This is a genomic window from Kitasatospora sp. NPDC001664 (assembly GCF_053596675.1).
On the sequence record NZ_JBSFGS010000031.1, the window covers coordinates 1 to 21220 of the forward strand.

Annotated in this window: 13 protein-coding genes; all 13 read right to left on the minus strand. The window is 75.2% G+C overall.

Features of this window, described 5'->3' with window-relative positions:
• The coding region (locus ACWCYY_RS32855) for a hypothetical protein (protein ID WP_449798092.1) at positions 1–627 on the minus strand (627 nt) is incomplete at its 3' end.
• A gap of 404 nt (positions 628–1031) precedes the next feature.
• On the minus strand, positions 1032–2036 hold the full coding sequence (meaB, locus tag ACWCYY_RS32860) for a methylmalonyl Co-A mutase-associated GTPase MeaB (protein WP_345287951.1): 1005 nt from the start codon (positions 2034–2036) through the stop codon (positions 1032–1034).
• 33 nt (positions 2037–2069) lie between these two features.
• A complete protein-coding gene (gene scpA / locus ACWCYY_RS32865; protein WP_449798140.1) occupies positions 2070–4274 on the minus strand; it encodes a methylmalonyl-CoA mutase in 2205 nt (734 codons plus the stop codon).
• Positions 4274–6157 (minus strand): methylmalonyl-CoA mutase family protein, encoded by a 1884-nt coding sequence (locus tag ACWCYY_RS32870; RefSeq protein WP_449798093.1) that lies wholly within the window; start codon positions 6155–6157, stop codon positions 4274–4276. The genes scpA and ACWCYY_RS32870 overlap by 1 nt, the downstream gene beginning before the upstream one ends.
• 134 nt (positions 6158–6291) lie before the next feature.
• The gene (locus ACWCYY_RS32875) at positions 6292–7038 is read right to left on the minus strand and encodes a hypothetical protein (protein ID WP_345287954.1); all 747 of its coding nucleotides are present in this window, start codon (positions 7036–7038) and stop codon (positions 6292–6294) included.
• Positions 7039–7119: 81 nt separating this feature from the next.
• On the minus strand, positions 7120–8061 hold the full coding sequence (tgmB, locus tag ACWCYY_RS32880; protein ID WP_345287976.1) for an ATP-grasp ribosomal peptide maturase: 942 nt from the start codon (positions 8059–8061) through the stop codon (positions 7120–7122).
• Positions 8062–8084: 23 nt separating this feature from the next.
• Entirely contained in the window at positions 8085–8396 is a 312-nt protein-coding gene (tgmA, locus tag ACWCYY_RS32885) for a putative ATP-grasp-modified RiPP (RefSeq protein ID WP_345287956.1), read from the minus strand.
• A 180-nt stretch (positions 8397–8576) separates the two neighbouring features.
• Positions 8577–11468, minus strand: coding sequence for a condensation domain-containing protein (locus ACWCYY_RS32890; protein WP_449798094.1), 2892 nt, complete (start codon positions 11466–11468; stop codon positions 8577–8579).
• Positions 11465–13363 carry an amino acid adenylation domain-containing protein gene (locus ACWCYY_RS32895; protein ID WP_380150063.1) on the minus strand — a complete coding sequence of 633 codons (1899 nt, stop codon included), beginning with the start codon at positions 13361–13363 and terminating at the stop codon, positions 11465–11467. The genes ACWCYY_RS32890 and ACWCYY_RS32895 overlap by 4 nt, the downstream gene beginning before the upstream one ends.
• A 131-nt stretch (positions 13364–13494) precedes the next feature.
• A complete protein-coding gene (locus ACWCYY_RS32900) occupies positions 13495–15351 on the minus strand; it encodes a non-ribosomal peptide synthetase (RefSeq protein ID WP_380150062.1) in 1857 nt (618 codons plus the stop codon).
• 31 nt (positions 15352–15382) lie between these two features.
• The gene (locus ACWCYY_RS32905; protein WP_380150061.1) at positions 15383–16588 is read right to left on the minus strand and encodes an acyl-CoA dehydrogenase family protein; all 1206 of its coding nucleotides are present in this window, start codon (positions 16586–16588) and stop codon (positions 15383–15385) included.
• Positions 16585–19755, minus strand: a complete 3171-nt coding sequence (locus tag ACWCYY_RS32910; protein WP_449798095.1) for a non-ribosomal peptide synthetase — start codon at positions 19753–19755, stop codon at positions 16585–16587. The genes ACWCYY_RS32905 and ACWCYY_RS32910 overlap by 4 nt, the downstream gene beginning before the upstream one ends.
• A 154-nt stretch (positions 19756–19909) precedes the next feature.
• Positions 19910–21190 (minus strand): condensation domain-containing protein, encoded by a 1281-nt coding sequence (locus ACWCYY_RS32915; protein ID WP_380150059.1) that lies wholly within the window; start codon positions 21188–21190, stop codon positions 19910–19912.
• Positions 21191–21220: the final 30 nt, after the last annotated feature.

Below are 21220 nucleotides of genomic sequence, written 5' to 3' on the forward strand. Positions count from 1 at the left end.
CTCGAAGCCGGTCCGGGTGGCCTCCAGCACCAGGTCGACGCCCGGGCGGGCGTTGACGTAGGTGGCCTTGCTGCCGGACAGCTTGGGCTTGGGCAGCTTGCCCAGCCAGCCGAGCTCGACCTGCCGGGCGCCGTTGCCGACCTTCACCAGGCCGCGCTCGGCGGGCTGCTCGCCCTTGCCGCGTCCGTCGGCCGGGGCACCTGCGGCCTGGGCCGACTCCGACGGGGCCGCGGCGGCGGCACCGGGCAGCGCGTCGCCGCTCTTCACGGCGGCGTCGCCACCGGCGAACTCCAGGCTCTCCGGGTGCGCCTTGGGCGCGACCTTGCCGTCCGGGCGCTCCACCAGCGTGGTGTCGACCGGGACCCAGGCCCCGCCGGACTTCATCCGGACCGGGCCGCTGGCGATGTCCTGGGTGAGGGTCCCCTCGGGGTTGGCCCACAGGGTGGTGTTGGCGGTGCGGGCGCCGGTCACCTCGATGCGGCGCTTGTTCAGCCGGGCCGCCAGCAGCGCTGACGCCTCGTCAGGAGCCTCGTTCACCGAGGCACTTGGCTGCTCGGCGGGCTTCGCGGTGGGCTTGGCGCTCGGCTTCGGAGCGGCCAGGGCGGCCGGCGCGAGCGCGCCCGCCATACCGATTTCCAGCAGAAGGGCGAGTGCGGCCGCGGCGGCGGTGCGCCGTAGCCGGGGTGGTGCGGATATCCGGCCCGGGAAAACGGGATGCGTACTGGATTTCCTTGACAAGACCTCTCCCCGTTGGAGTCGTCAATGATGATCATCAGCTCGTCAGAGCCGGGACAACCTCTCACGGTGGCGGAGGGGGTTCGGGGGATCACGGTCTCGATCCGGCAACGATCAACGGCTCGGGAGCCGCCGGGCGGGCCGTTCGTTCCCATTGGTGGCGCCATGATCATTTAGCGCCCTAGGTCCGATCAGAACCGATTGCCCGGTATGCCCGACGAGTGGTGACAGAAAAGGGAACTGACGGAGAATCAGATGATTCTCCGTCAGTTCCCTTGCGATCGAACCTGGTTGTGTTAGTGATCTGCCGCTTCCGACGGGGGGCGGAATGCGGCCATGATCCGGTCGGCGGCGGTGGTGGCGGTGAGCGTTCCGTCCCGCACCCGCTGCTCCAGCCCGGGGGTGAGCGCGCGCACCGCCGGGTGGTCGTGCAGCTGGGCCAGCAGCTGGTCGTGGACCATCGACCAGGTCCAGGCGACCTGCTGGTCCCGTCGGCGGGCGGCCAGCGCGCCGACCGCGTCCAGGGTGGTCCGGTGCTGCTCGATCCGCTCCCAGAGCACGTCCAGCCCGGTGCCGTCGCGCCCGCTGCAGGTCAGCACCGGCGGGTTCCAGACCGCGTCCGGTGCCTGCAACAGCCGCAGGGCGCCCGCGAGTTCACGGGCGGCGGCCTTGGCGTCGACCTCGTGCGGGCCGTCCGCCTTGTTCACCGCGACCAGGTCGGCCAGCTCCAGCACGCCCTTCTTGATGCCCTGGAGCTGGTCCCCGGTGCGGGCCAGGGTGAGCAGCAGGAAGGTGTCCACCATGCTGGCCACCGTGGTCTCGGACTGGCCGACGCCCACCGTCTCCACCAGCACCACGTCGTACCCGGCGGCCTCCATCACCACCATGCTCTCCCGGGTGGCCTTGGCCACCCCGCCGAGCGTGCCGGAGGTGGGGGAGGGGCGGACGAAGGCGTTCGGGTCGACCGCCAGGCGCTCCATCCGGGTCTTGTCCCCGAGCACCGAGCCGCCGGTGCGGCTGGAGGTCGGGTCGACCGCGAGCACCGCGACCCGGTGCCCGCGGCCGGTGAGCATGGTGCCCAGCGCCTCGATGAAGGTGGACTTGCCGACGCCCGGCACGCCGGTGATGCCGATCCGCACCGCCTTGCCGCTCGACGGGAGCAGCTCGGCGAGCAACTGCTGGGCCAGCACCCGGTGGTCGGGCCGGATGGACTCCACCAGGGTGATGGCCCGCGCGATGAAGGCGCGCGAGCCGTCACGGACCCCGGCGGCGTACTGCTCGATGTCGATCGTCCGGGCCATCGGGTCAGGCTCCTCCGACCGCCCCGCGAGCGGTCACAGTTCGAGCCCGAGCTCGTCGGCCAGCTTGGTCAGCAGGTCGTACGCGGCCTCCGGGATCACCGTGCCGGGCGGGAAGACCGCGGCGGCACCCGCCTCGTACAGCGCCTCGAAGTCCTGCGGCGGGATGACGCCGCCGACCACGATGGTGATGTCCTCCCGCCCCGCCTCGGCCAGTTCGGCCTTCAGCGCGGGCACCAGGGTGAGGTGACCGGCCGCCAGCGAGGAGACGCCGACGATGTGCACGTCCGCCTCCACCGCCTGCCGGGCCACCTCGGCCGGGGTCTGGAAGAGCGGGCCGACGTCCACCGTGAAGCCCAGGTCGGCGAAGGCGGTCGCGATCACCTTCTGGCCGCGGTCGTGGCCGTCCTGGCCCATCTTGGCGACCAGGATGCGCGGCCGCCGCCCCTCCGCCGCCTCGAACCGCTCCACCAGCTCGCGGGTGCGGTCCACGGAGCCCGACTGTCCTGCCTCGTCCCGGTACACACCGGAGATGGTACGGATCTGGCCCGAGTGGCGCCCGTACACCGCCTCCAGGGCGTCCGAGATCTCGCCGACCGTGGCCATCGCCCGGGCCGCGTCCACCGCCAGGGCGAGCAGGTTCCCCTCCAACCCGCCGCCCGCGCGGGCGCCTTCGCGCGCCGAGGCGGTCAGCGCGGCCAGCGCGGCTTGGCAGGCCGCCTCGTCCCGCTCGGCCCGCAGCCGGCGCAGCTTCTCGATCTGCTGGGCCCGTACCGCCGAGTTGTCGACCTTGAGCACCTCGATCTGCTCGTCCGCCGCGACCCGGTACTTGTTGACCCCGATCACTGGCTGGCGGCCGGAGTCGATCCGCGCCTGGGTGCGGGCGGCGGCCTCCTCCACCCGGAGCTTGGGGATGCCCGCGTCGATCGCCTTCGCCATCCCGCCGGCCGCCTCCACCTCCTGGATGTGCTGCCAGGCGCGCGCGGCCAGGTCGTGGGTCAGCCGCTCGACGTACGCGCTGCCGCCCCAGGGGTCGATCACCCGGGTGGTGCCGGACTCCTGCTGGAGCATCAGCTGGGTGTTGCGGGCGATCCGGGCCGAGAAGTCGGTCGGCAGCGCCAGCGCCTCGTCCAGGGCGTTGGTGTGCAGCGACTGGGTGTGCCCCTGGGTCGCCGCCATCGCCTCCACGCAGGTGCGGGTCACGTTGTTGAACACGTCCTGGGCGGTCAGCGACCAGCCCGAGGTCTGCGAATGGGTGCGCAGCGAGAGGGACTTGGGGTTCTTCGGGTCGAACTGCTTCACCAGCTTGGCCCAGAGCAGCCGGGCCGCGCGCAGCTTGGCGACCTCCATGAAGAAGTTCATCCCGATCGCCCAGAAGAACGACAGGCGCGGCGCGAAGGCGTCCACGTCCAGCCCCGCCTCCAGCCCGGCGCGCAGGTACTCCACGCCGTCGGCCAGGGTGTACGCCAGCTCCAGGTCGGCCGTGGCCCCGGCCTCCTGGATGTGGTAGCCCGAGATGGAGATCGAGTTGTACCGGGGCATCTTCTGCGAGGTGTACGCGAAGATGTCCGAGATGATCCGCATCGAGGGCTGCGGCGGGTAGATGTAGGTGTTGCGGACCATGAACTCCTTGAGGATGTCGTTCTGGATGGTCCCCGCCAGCTTCTCGGGCGGCACCCCCTGCTCCTCGGCCGCCACGATGTACAGCGCCAGCACGGGCAGCACCGCGCCGTTCATCGTCATCGACACCGACATCCTGTCCAGCGGGATGCCGTCGAACAGCTGGCGCATGTCGTAGATGGAGTCGATGGCCACGCCCGCCATGCCGACGTCACCGGTCACCCGGGGGTGGTCGCTGTCGTAGCCGCGGTGGGTCGGCAGGTCGAAGGCGACCGACAGGCCCTTCTGACCCGCCGCCAGGTTCCGCCGGTAGAAGGCGTTGGACTCCTCGGCGGTGGAGAACCCGGCGTACTGGCGCACCGTCCACGGCTGGTTCACGTACATCGTCGGGTACGGGCCGCGCAGGTACGGGGCCGCGCCCGGGTAGGTGCCCAGGAAGTCCAGGCCCTCCAGGTCGGCGGCGGTGTAGAGCGGCTTGACGCCGATGCCCTCCGGGGTCTCCCAGAGCTGCTCCTCGACGTCCTTGCCGGTCGCCTCCCGCCAGGCCTCCCGCCACTGGGCGTCGGTCGGGGCCGCCGGGGCCGCCTCCTGGTCGAGGCCGATCTCCGTGAAGTCAGGGATCACCGGTCCGCTCCGTTCTCTTCCTCGGACCCGCCGATGAGGTCGTCCAGCAGCGAGGTCAGCAGGGCGACGGCGTCGCCGCCCGCGTACACGAACTCGTCCACCCCGGCCGCCCGCAGGGCCTCGCCCAGCTCGCCGGGACGGCCGGCCAGCAGCACCCGCCGGGCCCCGGCCGCCTTCAGCGCGCCGGCCACCTCGACGGCCCGCTCCGCGTACACCTTGTCGCTGGAGCAGAGGCAGACCACCTCCGCGCCCGCGACGTCGTCACCCGTCACGGTCACCGTCTCGATGCCGCCGGCCTGGAACAGGTTGGCCGCGAAGGTCAGCCGCGCGGTGTGCGCAGCGGCCGGGCCGAGCGCGGCCAGCGCCAGCCGGGGCCGGGCCCCGGTCGCCGCCAGGTGGGCATCCGAACGGGCCCGCAGCGCCTCGAAGGCACCCGCCAGCCGGACCCGGGGAAGGCCCCCGCCGGCGGGGGCCGGCAGCGGCTCGCGCACCAGCGGCTGCTCCCCGAGGTTGGGGAACTCGCTGACGCCGGTGACCGGTTGCCGCCGCTTGGCCAGCGCCACCTGACGTTCCGCCCAGGTCGCGGCGATCCGCCCGCCGACGGTGCCGTCGGCCAGCGCGGCCCGCAGGCCGCCGGCCCGCTCGATCTCCTGGAACCACGCCCAGGCGCTGCGCGCCAGCTCCTCCGTCAACTGCTCCACGTACCAGGAGCCGCCGGCCGGGTCGATCACCCGGGCCAGGTGGGACTCCTCCAGCAGCACCGACTGGGTGTTGCGGGCGATCCGCCGCGCGAACGCGTCCGGGCGGCCCACCGCGCTGTCGAACGGCAGCACGCTGACCGCGTCCGCGCCGCCGACCCCGGCGGCCAGGCAGGCCACGGTGGTGCGCAGCATGTTCACCCACGGGTCCCGCTCGGTCATCATCACGGCCGAGGTCACGGCGTGCTGGCGCTGCGCGGTGTGCGCGGCCGCGCCGGAGACCTCGGTGACGCGGGACCAGAGACGGCGCGCGGCGCGGAACTTGGCGATGGACAGGAACTGGTCCGCGTCCGCCGCGTAGCGGAACTCCAGCTGCCCGCAGGCGGCGTCGACGTCGAGGCCGGCCTCGGTGAGCGCCCGCAGGTAGGCGACACCGGTCGCCAGCGAACAGCCCAGCTCCTGGGCGGGGGAGGCCCCGGCCTCGTGGTACGGCAGGGCGTCCACCACCAGGGCGCGCAGCCCGGGGTACTCCGCCTCGCAGCGGGCCGCCAGCGCGGCGGCCTCCGCGAGCTGCGCGTCGGTGTCGACGTCCCGGCCGGTGCGGGCCAGCAGGCCCAGCGGGTCCGCCCCGAGGTTGCCGGTGGCGGCCGCGGCCGGGACGCCGCGTTCCTGGAGGACGCGGAGGAACTGCTCGGCCGCCGCGCCGAATTCGGCTCCGGCGTCCAGGGCCACTCCGGCCAGGTCGAGGTACACGCCGTCCAGGGCCCGCGCCAGCCCCTCCACCGGCAGCCCGGTGGCACCCAGCTCCAGCCAGAGCGAGGTCACCCCGTTCTCCAGGTCGGCGAGCACCGCCTCGTTGGCCTTGGCGGGGTCGGGCTCGGCGTGCCGCTGGCGCACGTCCCAGCCGGACACCGCCGTACCCTGCGGCCGTCCGGCCCGGACGAACGGGGCGAAGCCCGGATGGCCGGCGGCCTCGGCGGCAGCCGCGCCGTCCTCGGCGGTGTACAGCGGACGGACTCGGAGTCCGTCCTGAAGCTCGGTGGAGAGCGCCTCCTCCGCCTGTGCTCCGGAGACGTCCGCGCCGGACTTGCGCAGGACGCCTTCGACCAGGTGTTGCCACCGCTCGCGGGAAGTCTCCGGGAACTCGGCGGCCAGAGGGAGCCCTTGGGGCAGGACCGTCATAGCCGAAGGTTAATGCCCGTTAGCCGACGATCATCAGATGGCGGGGGTGTGACCTTGACCTCGCTGCACTCCACGCGCCCCCCAGTGCCTCGGAGGCCCTCCCGGGGCGCCCCGAAGGCCCGTCACGCCCGGGGTCACCGCTCGAAGACCACGGCGTCCCCGAAGACGGTCCAGAGCGACGCGGGCGTCAGGGCACCGTAGACCTCGAGGTCGAGGTACCCGCGGGTGCCGGCGCTGGTGCCGACGCCGAGGTGGAGCCGCTGGTTGCCACTGCCCTGGTGGAACGTCAGCTCCCACCTGCCGGTCAGGGAGGCCGGATCGCCCGGCTTCGGGTCCTGCAAGGTTTCGGTGAACGTGCCGTCGGCCCGCACCTCCAGGAGCTCGCCCCGGCTGCCGTGCCACTCCCCGAGCACGGCGGAGGGCGAGGGATCGGAGCGCCGCCAGGGCAGCTCGGCGCCCACGGCGAGGGCGCCCCAGGGCGTGCCGGCGAGCAGCAGCACCGCGCCGCCGAGCGCGACGGCGGTGCGGCGCCGCCCGTCGTACCGCCGCAGGTGGAGCCCCGCCATCAGCCCGGCCTGCAGCGGCCAGAGCACCGCCAGCGGCACCGCCACCACCGTCCAGGCCAGCCGCTGGACCGACCCGCGCTCCAGTGCCGCGTCGTCGATCCCGGCCCACACCAGCCAGAAGACCCAGGGCAGGCTCGCGCACACGTAGGGGTAGAGACCCCAGGTGTCCCGCAGTCCGTACGGGCCGAGGAACTCGATGACGCTCCAGAGTCCGAAGGCCAGCACGTACAGCATGATCTCGAGGTAGAGGACCCCCGTCAGCAGCCCGACCCGGAACCGCCCGGGAGCCCCGCCCGCCCGCACCTCGTCGCCCACCCGTTCCACTGTGCCCCCTCGGCATCGCGTTCGGGAAGGACGGACGCCCAGACCCCCTCCGGGGTTCCGTCGCGGGCCGGTTCACGCCCGGGGGCAGTGCTGGAGGTGGTCGGCGATGGCGTGGGCGATCGAGTCGGTGACCGCATCGGGTTGCCACGCCCACTGTCCGTTGGGGTTGCACTCGAGGAAGTACCAGTCACCAGCGGTCGTGACGGCGAAGTCGAAGGCTCCGTACACGAGCTGACAGGTTGCGAGGTAGGCGAGGACCGAGTGCGCGACCTGTTCGGGGACCTCGACCGGAATGCACTCCATCCGGGACTGGCGCTGCCGCCAGTCGAGGTCGGGGCTGTCGATCCGGACCGCGAACAGCCGGCTGCCGACAGCCGTCAGTCGCACGTCGAATTCCTTCTCCACCTTGGCTTGGAAAAGGTGGGGGCAGGCGGAAACGGCGGCCGTGATCTCGTTCGCACGGACCTCCCGCACCCATACCTGCTGCGGTTTCTCGTCAACTAGGTACGGGGTGTTCCACAACGGCTTGTAGACCGCTCCACCGGCCTGCTCGGCGATGAAGTCCCGCGCTCGAAAAGGGTCATTGGTGATCAGGGTGTCGGGCACCGGGAAGCCGCTGCGCTGTGCGGTGGCGAGTTGGAACGGCTTGTACTCCGCTGCCCGGTTGCTCCACGGGTGATTCACGTAGTGGGCCCCGGGGAGCGAGGCCAGAATGCCGCCGACGCCCCATGAGGACTGCGATCCGGCGAACCTGCGGTCCTGGTCGTTCAGTTCGCCCGGGCCGTCGAACGGAGAGGGGCGGCGGGTCCAGACCGAGCGGACCCCGGTGAGGTCGAGTTCCCTGCTCGGCGTCCGCAAGGTGCCGAGCTGACCGCCCGTGCGGTACGTGGCGGTCAGCGCGGCACCGGTGTGCAGGTCGGCGCCGGGGTCCAGACGGACCACCGGCACCTGACGTTCCGCCAGGATGCGCAGGACGAGGTCCGCAGTCACGTCATGGCGATTGGTCAGCACCAGCGTCGCGCCGAGTGGGCCTGTTGTCACCGGCCGTGGCTGTGGTCGTGGTCCGAGTCGTAGTCCGAGTCGGAGCTGCTGTCGGAGTCGGAGCTGTCCGGACCACTCGTGCTGGTGGAGTCCGTCGTGCTGCTGCTGACGTTGGTGCTGGTGGAGTTCGAGGGACTGTCGGCGGCCAGGTGGCGACCGAGCTCGACCGTGCGGCCGGCTTCGTCGATGATCACGGCGATCTGGGTCTCGGGGTCGATCACCGGGGTGAGCACGCGGATGGTGCTGGTCTCGGCGTACGGCGCCATGCGGGTGGTGCCCCAGGGGGCGTCGTGGTCTCGCGTTTCCATGGTTCGACTCCCATTCTTCCGACTGTTCGTACGGAATTCCCCCCTCCGATCGGAAGGGGAAACAGGCGGATGGCGACGGCGCATTGGTGCGTGCCACGGCACCGTCGGCCACCACAACTGTGGTACCACGCTTTGAAAGGTATGCACAAGATGCTTTTATGGAAAGGGAGTTGATGACGATCAGCGGGTCATGGCGGCCAGGACGGTGCGCCAGTCCTCGCCCGGTTCGGGGTGGAGGAGGTCGGTGAGGGCTTCGGCGCCGTAGTGCCAGGGGCGGAGGAGTTCCGGGTCGGGGGTGTCGGTGAGGGTGACGGTGGAGGAGGAGTCGAGGAGGCGGATCAGTTCGGCGCCGAAGTCGGCCCAGGAGACGTGGCCGGTCACGGCGTTGACGATCCGTCCGGGGGCGGTGCCGGACGCGCAGGCGACCACGGCGCGGGCCAGGGCGGCGGAGTGCACCCAGGAGGCGCCGTGCCAGGCGTGGCCGCCGGTGCCGGGGGCGGGGAGCACCAGGGGGCGGCCGGCCAGGGCGGCCTGGTAGAGCTCGCCGGTGGAGCCCCAGCGGAGCTGGTCGCGCAGGCGCCGCTGCGGCCCCCAGACGATCGGCGGCCGGACCACGGTGCCGGTGCGGCTGCCCGAGGAACGGTCCAACAGCAGCTGCTCGCAGGTGAGTTTGGCCCGCCCGTACGGGGTGACCGGCTCGGTGGCGGGGGCGCCCTCGGGGACCTCGGTGGAGGCGGGGCGGCCGTACGCGTCGGTGCTGCTGACGAAGACGAAGCCGCCGTCGGTCCAGCCGTCCAGCAGGGCCCGCATGGCGGCGAGGTCGGTCTCGTGGTCGGTGAAGGTGCAGGCGGCGTGGATCACCGCGTCCACCCCCTCGACCGCGCGGCGCAGGCTGTCCGGGTCGGTGAGGTCGCCCTCGGCGACCTGGACGCCGTCCAGGGCGACCAGGTGGGCGGACTCCGGCCGGGCCAGGGCGCGCACCGGCCGCCCCTGGGCCAGCAGTTCCTGGAGGACCGCGGCGCCGACGCCCCCGGTGGCGCCGGTGAGCAGGACCGTCCCCGTGCGGGTGGCCGTGGTCCGCGGTCCGGTGGTCCGAGCCGCGAGGGTGCGGCGCTCCTGCTCGCGCTCGGCGAGCAGGGCGCTGAGCGCGAGCGGGGTGCGCCGTTCGAGGATGTCCAGGCCGGTGAGCGGAAGGCCGGTGCGGCCGCGCAGGCGTTCGGCGAGCTGGACGGCCAGGAGGGAGTGGCCGCCGAGCACGAAGAAGTCCGCGTCGGGGTCGGGGCGGCTGCCGAGCAGCTCACCGAAGGCGGTGCGGACCGCGTCCAGCGGCCCGGCCACCGGGGCCGGGGCGGCCGGAGGGGTGAGGTGGGCCTCCGTGCCCGGGAGGCGGGCGAGGTCCGGCGCGCCGTCGGCGGTGCGGGGCAGGGCGTCCACCACCGTGACGGTGGCCGGGGTCTGGGCGGGCGTCAGGCGTCGGCGCCGCCGCATTTCGAGGCGCAGCGCGCCGCCGCTCGGGGCCAGCGGGCCGCGCACGGTGACGTACGCGAGGGTGGGCAGGCCCTCGGCGGTGACCACGGCGGCGTCGGTGATCCAGGGATCGGCCAACAGCACTGCCACCGCTGGATGTTGAGCCGGTGCGGGAGGCGGAGTGGGGGGCGGCGTGGTGAGCGGCCCGCCGGGGAGCGCGCCGAGCCGGCGGGCGGGGTCGGCGGCCACCGCTTCCAGCACCGCCGCGAAGGCGGTGAGCAGCCGCTCGCCGGTGGCCCGGTCCAGGGCGTCGGTGTCGTGCTGGACCAGGCAGCGCGGCTCGGGCCCGTCCTCGACCAGCAGTCCGAGGCCGAACTTGGCCAGACCGAGCTCGACGTGGACGGCCTCGGCGGTGAGCCCCGGCAGCCGCAGCGGGGCGACCGGCTGGACCAGGTCGCAGGTGACGTTGAGCAGGGCGCCGCCGTCCGCGCCGCGGGCCTCGGGGCCCAGCCGCTCCACCACCAGGTCGAAGGGCAGGTCGTGGTGGTGCTGCGCGTCGAGCAGTGCGGTGCGGACCCGGTCGAGCGCCTCGGTGAACTCCGGGTCGCCGCCCAGATCGGTGCGGACGGCCAGGGTGTTGACGCCGAGGCCGACCAGGCGGCGCAGTTCGGGGCGGGCGCGGTGGCCGCTGGCGAGGCCGACGGTGAGGTCCCGCTCGCCGGTGGCGCGGTGCAGGGTGGCCAGCGCGGCGGCGAGCACCACCGTGTAGAGGGTGGCGCCGTGTCCGGTGGCCAGGCGGCGCAGCCCGTCGAGGGTCCCCGGGCCGAGCGGCGCGCTGTGCAGCGCGGCGGTGCCGGCGCGCGGACCGCCGGGCACCGGCCGCAGCAGCGGCAGCGGACGGGCCCCGGCCAGCCGTGCCGCGAGGGTCGCGGCCACGGCGGCGAACTCCGGGTCGCGGGCCCGCTCCCAGCGGGCGAAGTCGGCGTACCGGAGCGGGAGTTCGGGCAGATCGGCGGGGGTGCCGGTGCGTGCGGCGGTGTACAGGGCGGCCAGGTCGGCGGTGAGCAGCGGCAGGCTGGAGCCGTCGACGGCGATGTGGTGCACCGTCAGGAGGAGGGTGTGGTCCTCGGGCCCGTGCCGCAGGACCAGGGCGCGCAGCACCGGGCCGGTCGCGAGGTCGAAGGGGCGGGAGGCTTCGGCCCTCAGGAGCGCGGGCGAGGCCTCGGCCGCGCGGACCTCGACGGGGACGGGCGCGGTCGGCAGCACCTCCTGGTAGGGCTCCGTCTCCCCGTCGCCGGGCGGCTGGACGTAGCGGGTGCGCAGGACGGCGTGCCGTTCGGTGAGGGCGGTCAGCGCGGCGCCCAGTGCCTCGGTGTCGAGCGGGCCGCGCAGCCGGGCCGCCACCGGCACGTGGTACCGGGCGCCGCCCTGCCCGAGACGGTCCATCAGCCACATGCGGTGCTGGGCGTGCGAGAGCGGTGCGGGGCCGTCCGGCCCCGGGCGCAGGTCCGGGCCGGAGGTGGTGCGGCGGGCGGTGCGGCTGCCGCCCGATCGGGCGCGCCGGAGCAGTTCGGCCTGACGGGTGCTCAGGTCGGTGTCGGTCATCGGCCCTCCTCGGTGGGAGCGGTGGGAGCGGCGGAGGTGGCTGGGGTGGCGGGGGCGGTCGCGGCGAGCAGGGCCCGTTCTACCAGGGCGGCCTGACGGCCCACGGTGGGATGGGCGAAGAACTCCGCCAGGGTGAGCTCGACGCCCAGGTCCTCGCGCAGGTCGTCGACCACCCAGAGGGCGAGCAGGGAGTGGCCGCCCTCGGCCAGGAAGTCGGCGGCCGGGTCGGTGACCGGGCGGTCGAGCGCCCGCGACCAGGCCTCGGCCACGGCCTGTTCGATGGGGGTGAGCGTGCGGCCGGAAGGTGCCTGCGCGGTCGCCGCCGGAGCGGCGTCCTCGGCCAGCGCCCGGCGGTCGACCTTGCCGCTGCCGGTCAGCGGCAGCCGGTCGAGCACCGTCCAGGCGGTCGGCACCAGGTGGGCCGGCAGCCGTTCGGCCAGCCGGGCGCGCAGCGCCTCGCCAGCCGGCCGGTGGCCCTCGGCGGGGACCACGTACGCGGTGAGGGCGGCGTCCTCGCGCCCCGCGCCCCGGACCACGACGGCGGCCTCGGCCACCTCGGGGAGCTGGACGAGGGCGTGCTCGGTCTCACCGGGCTCGATCCGGAAGCCGCGCACCTTGACCTGCTGGTCGGCCCGCCCGTGGAAGTCCAGGGCGCCGTCCGGGCGTTGGCTGACCAGGTCGCCGCTGCGGTACGCCCGACCGAGGCCCGGCAGCTCGCGGAAGCGGTCGGCGGTGAGCTCGGCCTGCCCTAGGTAGCCGAGCGCGGCGCGGGCGCCGCCGATCCACAACTCGCCCTGCCCGCCCGGCGGGACGGGCTGCCGGTGGTCGTCCAGCACGGCGACGGTGGCGCCGCCGAAGGGGCGGCCGATCGGGACGGGGCCGGAGCAGTCGGCGGGCGAGACGCGGTGCAGGGTGGTGAAGGTGGTGGCCTCGGTGGGCCCGTAGGCGTTCACCAACTCCAGCCAGGGGAAGGCCTGAAGGACGGATCCGGCGTGCTCGGGGGAGAGCGTCTCGCCGCCGGTGACCAGGGTGCGCAGGACGCCGAAGAGCCGGGACCGGCGGGCGGCCAGGTGGTGGAAGAGCGCGGTGGTGAGGAAGGCGTGGGTGACGCCGAACCGCTCGACGTCCCGGGCGAGTTCCTCCCCCGTGGGCCGGTCGGCGGGGGAGACCGCGACGGCCGCGCCCCGGGTCAGCGGGGCCCAGAGCTCGAAGGTGGAGGCGTCGAAGGTGAGCGGGGAGTGGAACAGCACGCGGTGCCCGGGGCCGAGCGGGATGCCGTCGGCGGCGGTCACCAGGTCGGTGACGGCACGGTGCGGCACCAGGACGCCCTTGGGGCGGCCGGTGGAGCCGGAGGTGTAGAACACCATCGCGACCTCGTCCGGGCCGGTGGCGGCCGGAGGAGTGGCCGGACCCTCGGCGAGGAGACCCTCCTCGGACAGCTCCAGCGCCTGGGCGGCGGTCAGCCGGGCCTCGGCGAGCAGCGCCTTGTCGCCGAGCACCAGGGAGACCCCGGCGTCCGCGATCATCTCGGCGGTGCGCGGGCGCGGGTACGCCGGGTCCAGCGGCACGCTGTGGGCGCCGGCCCACCAGACGGCCAGCTGGGCCACCACCAGCCGGGTGGAGCGGGCCGCGAGCAGGCCGACGGCGCTGCCGGGGCCGATCCCGTGGCGGGTCAGCTCGGCGGCCAACCGGCCTGCGGAGGTGACGAGTTGGCCGTACGTCAGGGCGACGGACCCGTCGGTCACGGCCAGTGCCTGCGGTGAGGCCTCGGCACGGGCGGCGATCAGGGCCGGTACGGAGCGGGGGTTCGGCGCGGAGTCGGTGGACGGCACCGAGCGGGGCGACTGTGCGGAGCCGGTGGGCGGTGCGGAGGCGTCAGGAGTGGGAGCGGACAAGGAAGTTCCCTTCCGGGCGCCCCGGCTGATGGGCCGGGGCGCCCTGGTGCGGCGGCGCGGGCGCGCGGCACGCGGCCTGGTGAGTGCGGCGCTCTGCGTGCGGAGCGCCGCGCGCGGGGTACGGGGGGCGGTCAGGCCCGGGCGGCGGCGGCCGCCGGGCGGCGTTCGTCGACGAGGCGGGCGACCTCCCGCAGGTCCGGGCAGCGCAGCAGCTGCGCGGCGCGCAGCCGCACGCCGTACTCCTGCTCCACGGCGGCGAGCAGCCGGGCGGCGGCCAGCGAGGTGCCGCCGGCGTCCTTGAAGTCGTCCTGCGGGCCGAGTCCGTCCCGGCCCAGCAGCTCCCGGAAGGTCCGGACCACGAACCGCTCGGTGTCGGTGTCACCCGCCGCGCCGTCGCCGACGGGTCGGCCGGCCTGCTCGGCGGCCAGCAGCGCGGCCCGGTCGACCTTGCCGTTGGCGTCCAGCGGGAAGGCGTCCACCAGCCGGACCACCGCCGGGACGGCCTGCTCGGGCAGCCAGGCCCGGGCCTCGGCGAGCAGGTCGGCGACGGGCGGCGTGCCCTCCGGCGCGGGCTGGACGAAGGCCAGCAGCTGGACCCCCGCGGGCCCCGGCCGGGCGGCCACGGCCGCGCGGCGGACCCGGGGGTCACGCTCGAACGCGGCCTCCACCTCGGCCGGTTCGATCCGCACCCCGCTGACCTTCACCTGGTCGTCCAGCCGGCCGTGGAACTCCAACACGCCGTCAGGACGCATCAGCACCCGGTCCCCGGTCCGGTACACCCGGTCCCCGGCGCCCACGCCGTCCGGGGCGGGCACGAAGCGGCGGGCGGTGAGCTCCGCGTCCAGGTAGCCGAGGGCCAGGCCGTGTCCGCCGATCCGCAGCTCGCCGGTGGCGCCGCGCCCGACCGGGCGCCCCTCCGGGTCGGTGACCAGGACGACGGCGCCGGGCACCGGCAGGCCGATCGGCGGCGCCCCGGCGCCGTGGTCCGCGCCCGGGGCCATGGTGTGCACGGTGGTCGCCACCGTGGCCTCGGCCGGTCCGTAGGCGTTGTGGACGGTGGCGGTGACGTCCGGGCCGGGGGTCCGGCGCAGCCGGTCGCCGCCGATCATCAGGTGACGCAGGGTCAGGCCGGCGGGCCAGGGGCGGTCCAGCAGGGGCTCGGCCAGCGGCGTGGGCAGCACGGAGACCGTGATGCCGGCCTCCCGCCACCAGTCGGTGAGCGCGGCGGTGTCCCAGCGCACCGCCTCGGGGGCGACGCAGAGCGCGGCGCCCGAGGTGAGCGTGCCCCAGAGCTCCATCAGGTGCGGGTCGAAGGCGACGCCGATCAGCAGGCTGTGCCGCTCGCCCGGGCCGAGGCCGGTGAGGCCGCGGTACCAGTGCAGCAGCGAGCCGAGCGAGGGCACGCCGACCGCGACGGCCTTCGGGGTGCCGGTGGAGCCGGAGGTGAGCACCGCGTAGAAGCTGCCCTCCGGGGCGCCCGCCGCGCCCTCGGCCGACGGCGCGAAGGCCGCCACCACGGCCGGGGCCGGGACGGACGGGGAGGCCGGTCCCGTACCACCGCCGGCCACGGGCAGGGGAAGGACGAGGTGCTCCCCGTTGCGGTGGGCCGGCGGCAGTACGGAGGTCTCGCCGATCAGGCAGGCGAGCCGGAGGTTCTCCGTGACGGCCTGGAGCCGCCGCTCGCCGGGCCGCGGGCCGAGTGGCAGCGAGACGGCGCCGAGCCGGGCCACCGCGACGGCCGCGGCGGCCAGCGCGGCCGAGTGGTCGAGGCAGAGGCCGACCAGCTCGCCGGGACGTACCCGGTCGCGCAGCGCGGTGGCCAACTCGTCCGCCAGCCGGTCGAGTTCGCCGTAGCTGACGGTGGTGCAGCCGTCGACGAGGGCGGGCGCGTCCGGGGTCCGGCGGGCCCAGTCGGTGAACAGGTCGAGCACCGGTGCGTCCTGGTGCGGAGCGCCGTGCGCGGTGCTGGGGATGGGGGCAGTGGTCATCGTGAGCTCTCCGAGAAGGGGGGAGGGGCGGTCAACTCAGGCCCATGGCCTGGGCGATGATCACCTTCTGGACCTCGGAGGTCCCCTCGATGATCGTCATCATCCGGACGTAGCGGTACAGCTGCTCCAGCGGATGGCCGCGCACCCAGCCGGTGGCGCCGTGCACCTGGAGCGCGCGGTCCACCGCGCGGACGGCGGTCTCGGAGGAGGTCAGCTTGGCGAGCGCGGCGTTCTCCGGCGCCTCGGTGCCCTCGTCCACCAGCCGGGCGCAGGCCAGCGTGAGCAGCTTCGCGGCCTCCACCTCGGCGCGGGTGGTCACCAGGTGCTCCTGGACGTGCTGGTAGGCACCGATCCGGGCGCCGAAGGCCTCCCGCTCACGGGCGTACTCCACCCCCAGCCGCAGCGCGTACTCGGCGATGCCGTCGCACATCGCGGCCACCACCAGCCGGCCGCGGGAGAGGCTGTCCATGGCCAGCGCGGCCGCCGCGCCGATCCCCTCCTCGCCGCCGATCACGGCCTCCTCGGGGGCCAGGACGCCGTCCAGCAGCAGCTCGAACAGCGGCTCGCCGGACATCCCCTCGTAGCGCTGGCCGATCCGCAGGCCGGGGGTGTCCATCGGCAGCACGAAGGCGGTGGCACCGGCCGTCGGGCCGTGGCCAGTGCCGAGGTCGGTGGCGGTGACCACCAGGACGACGTCGGCCCGGTCGGCGTTGGAGACGAAGGTCTTGCGCCCGTCGATCCGCCATCCCCCCTCGGTGCGCACGGCGGTGGTGGTCAGCCGGAACGCGTCCGACCCGGCGTGCGGCTCGGTCAGCGCCAGGCAGCGCGCGGACTCGCCGCGCACCAGCGGGACCAGGTAGCGCTCGATCTGCTCGGGCGTGCCGTGCCGCAGCAGCGGACTCGGCCCGTCCGAACCGGCCAGCGCGTACGGGGCGAGCGGGCAGCCGCTGCGCCCGGCCGCGTGGTGCAGCAGCACCACGGCGGTGAACGGCATCCCGGCGCCGCCGAGCTCCTCCGGCTGGTCGCCGGCGTAGAAGCCGAGCGCGGCGGAGCGGCGCCGCACGTAGGCCCGCAGATCGGCCGGCACCTGGTCGGCGGTCTCCGGCAACTCGGCTGCGAGCGGCACGAGTTCGCGGCGGATGAAGCTCTCGAAGGACTCGACCAGCTCACGGTGGCCGTCGGCCAGCACGGCGGAGGGGGAGAGGGTGCGCGGGGCGGCCGGCGGCGCGGCGGTCATGCGGCACCCCCGGTCAGGACGCGGGCCTGGTCCGCCAGCACCGGGTGCCGGAAGAGGGTGCGCAGCGCGGGCCGGCTGCCGAGCAGCGGCTCCAGCTGCGCGGCGAGCTGCGCCGCCAGCAGCGAGTGGCCGCCGGCTTCGAAGAAGTGCGAGTCGGCGGTGAAGGAGTCGTGGCCGAGCACGGCGCGCCAGGCCTGCGCGACCAGCTCCTGGGCCGGGTCCTCGAAGGTGGCCGCAGGTGCTGACTCCCGTTCGGTGGAGGGGAGTTCGGACGCCATACGGGCCAGCGCGGCGCGGTCCGGCTTGCCGCCCGGCAGCAGTGGCATGGCGGCCAGGGCCGTCCACTGGGCCGGTACCAGCGCGGCGGGAAGCCGCTCGGAGAGCGCGGCGTGCAGGGCGGTCCGGTCGGGCTGCTCGGCGGCCTCCAGGAAGCCGAGCAGCAGCGGGGCGCCCGCCTCGTCCCGGTGGAGGACCACCGCGCAGGACCGGCCGCCGAGTTCGGCCGAGGCGGCGGCCTCGATCTCCTCCAGCTCGATCCGGAAGCCGCGCAGCTTCACCTGGTTGTCCTGGCGGCCGAGGAACCAGAGCCGGCCGGACAGGTCGCGGTAGCCGCGGTCCCCGGTGCGGTAGACCCGCTCGCCGTCCAGCGCGGGGACGTTCACGAAGCGCGCCGCCGTGACCTCGGGCAGGCCGAGGTAGCCCTCGGCCAGCGCCTCGCCCGCCACCACCAACTCGCCCACGGCACCGGCCGGGAGCGGTTGCAGGCCCTCGTCCAGTACGTGCACCCGCACCCCCGGCAGCTCGGTGCCGAGCGGGATCTCGGCGGCCTCCAGGTCGGCGGCCGAGACCTCGTGGGCGGTGGAGGTGACGGTGGCCTCGGTGACGCCGTAGGCGTTGACCACGGTGGCGGCGGTCGCCGCGGTGACCTCGCGCAGCGCGGCGGCCGGCAGCCGCTCGCCGCCCAGCACCAGCAGCCGGGGCGACCAGCGCCCGTCCGCCAGCGCCTCGCGCAGCTCCTCGCGGACGGCCAGGAAGTAACTGGTCGGCAGGTTGGCCACGGTGACGCCGCGGGCCGCCAGCACGGCGACCAGCTCCGTCCCGGTCGGCACCTCGCGCTGGGGCAGCACCAGGGCGGCCCCGGCCGCCAGCGAGGGCAGCACCTCCTCCAGCGCCACGTCGAAGGAGGGCCGGGCGAAGAGCAGCACCCGGTCGGCGGCGGTCAGCCCGTACCGCCGCACGACACCGGCGACGTAGCGGGCCAGCGCCCGGCGTCCGACCAGGACGGGCTTGGGCACCCCGGTGGAGCCGGAGGTGTGGATCACGTAGGCGGCGCCGTCCAGGACGGCGGCCGCAGCGGCCGGCGGGAACGCGGCGGGGCCGTCCAGCAGCGCGGGGGTGACGCCGGTGGCGGGCAGGGCCAGCGCGCTCTGACGGGTGGCCAGCACCAGGGCGGGAGCCAGCCGTTCGATCAGCAGGCCGAGGCGGGCGGCCGGGTCCTCGGCCGAGAGCGGCGCGTACACCGCGCCGAGGCGCAGGCAGGCCAGCAGGGCCACCACGCCGTCGGTGCCGCGCGGCAGCACGGTGGCGACCGGCTGCCCGGGCAGCACCCCGGCGGCGCGCAGCCGCTCGGCCAGGGCGCTGACCCGGCGGTCCAGCTCGCCGTAGCTGAGCCGCTCGGTGCCGGCCAGCAGGGCGAGCGCCCCGGGGTCGTGCGCGGCCACCGGGTCGAGCCCGTCGAATCCGTCGGGCTCCCCGGCCGTCTCCCCGGCCGTCTCCCCGGTCGTCTCCTCGGTCGTCTCCTCGGTGCTCGACTCCGGTGCGAAGACGGCGAGTTCGGCCAGCGGAGCCCCGGGGCGGTCCAGGTAGTCGCGGAGCAGGCCGACCATGCGCTCCGCCAGCAGTTCGGCGACGGCCTCGCCGAACAGGTCCACGTCGTAGTCCCAGATCAGCATCATGCCCGCCGCGCCGTGCTTCTCGCCGACCACCCGGCGGTCGTCCGGCAGCAGCACCACGTCCAGGTCGAAGCGGGTGGTCCCGGTGTTGAAGCCCTCGTAGAGCGAGACCTCCAGGCCGGGTGCCTGGACGTCGGGCAGCGAGGCGTCGTGCGCGCTGAACATCACGTCGAACAGCGGGTTGTCGGCGCCGGTGGTGTGCAGCCCGAGCGCACGGGTCAACTCCTGCACGGGGACGTCCTGGTGGGGCAGCGCCCGCAGCAGCACCTCGGTCACCTCGTCCACCGCCTCGGTGCCCGGCGCGGCCGGGTCCAGCCGCAGCCGCAGCGGCACGGTGTTCACGAACATGCCGACGGTGCCCTCGAAGCCGAGCGGCCGGTTGCCGACGGCGGTGCCGATCACCGTCTCGCGGTGGCCGCCGTGCCGGCGCAGCAGTTCGGCGAAGAGCGCGAGCAGGGTGCTGTAAGGGGTGTGGCCGTCGGCCCGGCTCCGCTCGTGCAGCCGCTCGGCCAGGTCGGCCCCGATGGTCTGGCGCAGCTGACCGCCCCGGTGGCGGCGCACGGCGCCGGGGCGGGCCAGCCCGGGCAGGGTGAGGTCCAGCGGCGCGTCCGCCAGCTCCTGGCGCCAGAACGCCAGACTGCGTGCGCGGGCCTCCGCCCGGGCCTCGGCGGTGGCGGGGTCGGAGCCCTTCCTGGCGTGCTCCTCGTAGGACGGGGCCGCCGGCAACTCGGCCTTCTCGCCCAGTACTTCGGCCCGGTAGACGGTGAAGAGGTCGCGCAGCAGGACCGCGAAGGAGTGCCCGTCGTGGATCAGGTGGTGCTCCACGTGGATCAGCCGGTGGTGGTCCTCCTCCAGCCTGACGAGGTGCCAGCGCAGCAGCGGGGCGCTCTCGGTGTCGAGCGGCTCCTCGGCCTCAGCGGTCAGCAGGGCGCGGAACGCGGCCTCGGGGTCGGCCTCGGCGGAGAGGTCGCTGGTGCGCAGCCGGGGCTCGGTGCGCCCGCCGACGCGCTGACCGGGCAGGCCCTCCGCGCGCGGGACCAGCTCCAGCCGCAGGCCGGGGTGGTGGGCCAGCACGGCGGTCAGCCCGGCGCGCAGGGCCCCGGTGTCGAGCGTGCCCCAGAGGTCCAGGGCCGCGGTGAAGTTGTAGGCGCGGCTGCCGGGGAGCATCTGCTCGTGCAACCAGACGATCTCCTGCGAGGAGGAGAGGTCGAACATGGTGGGTTCCCTTGCTGTGGCTGGTGCGTGTGGTCGGGGCGCGCCCGTGTGCGGGTGCGCGCCCGCGGACGGCGGCCGGGGTGGTGGCCGTCCGTCGGGGGAGCTGTGGGGGGCCGGACGCGGACGTCCGGTGGTCTCTCGGGGCCCGGGTCCGTCAGACCCCGGCGGGGAGCGGCGCGAGGTGGTGGCGCAGGGTCAGGAGCAGGGCCTCGAAGGCCGCTTCGGCGTCCCGGTCGTGACAGCGGGCGCGGTCCCAGACCAGCCGGACCAGCAGCTCCCGCTCCCCGTGCGAGGCGGCGACCGCGAACGGGGCGCCGATCGGCCGCCCGGAGGGGTGGGTCTCCCGCCCGGCCACGCCGTCGAGCACCAGGGGCGGCCGGCGCCGCAGGTCCTCGAAGGTGAGCAGCCCGTCCAGCGCGCCGGACCAGTGGGCGCCGCCCGAGCGGGCCGCGTGCACCACCTCGTCGAACGGGGTCCCGGCGTGCTCCAGGTCGTCCCACCAGGCGTCGGCCAGCCGGTCGAGCTCGGCGGGGCCCGCGGCGCCGGGGTGGACCAGGGTGTTGAGGAAGCATCCGACCACCTCCGCGGCCGGCCCCGGACGCCCGCCCCAGGGGTAGCCGACGGCCAGCGTCCGCCGAGTGTCGAGCAGCCGGTGCCCGGTGGCGCTCACCGCATCCAGCAGTGCCGGGAAGACCGAGCCGCGGGCGGCCCCGGTGACGGCGGGCAGCCGCTCGGCTAGCGCTCCGGTCGGCCGGGTGCCCTCCGGAGCCTGCGCCCCCTCGCCGAGCCGTCCGAGCCGGGCGGCCCAGTGCGCCCGCGCGGCGGGGGAGGCGGCCTCCTGCTCGGCGGCCAACTGGAGCTCCACCGCCTCCCGGTAGGCCGTCAGCCCGTCGTCCTCCCGGCCCCCGGTCCCGTCCAGCGCGTACGCCTCCGACAGGCCCGCCGTGACCAGGCCGAGCGACTGCTCGTCACAGGCGGCGTGGTCGAGCGCGACGGTGAGCAGCTCCTGCTCCGCGCCGGGGGCGGCGGCGACCAGCAGCCTCAGCACCGGCCCCTCGGCGGGCCAGGTGAGCAGCGCCTCGCGGGCGGCCTCCTCGGCGGAGCCACCGGGGGCGACGACCAGTTCGGCGACCTCCGCGGCGGGCTCGCCGAGCCGCAGCACCGGGGTGCCGCGCACGGTGGTGAACCGGCCGCGCAGGGCGGGGTGACGCGCCGTCAGGCGGAGCGCGGCGCGCCGCAGCCGGGCCGGGTCGACGGTGCCGCGCGGGAAGAGGAAGAACAGCGGCACGGTGTCCGGCCGGGCCAGCGGGCGCATCCGCCGGGCGAGCAGGAAGCGGCGCTGCGCGCCGGTGAGCGGGAGCGGTCCGTCCGGGGCGGCGGAGCCGGCGAGCGTCCGGTACCGGGCGAGGTAGGCGGCGGTGATGCTGGTGTGCACGGTCGTCTGCTTTCGGGTCGGGTGCCCTCG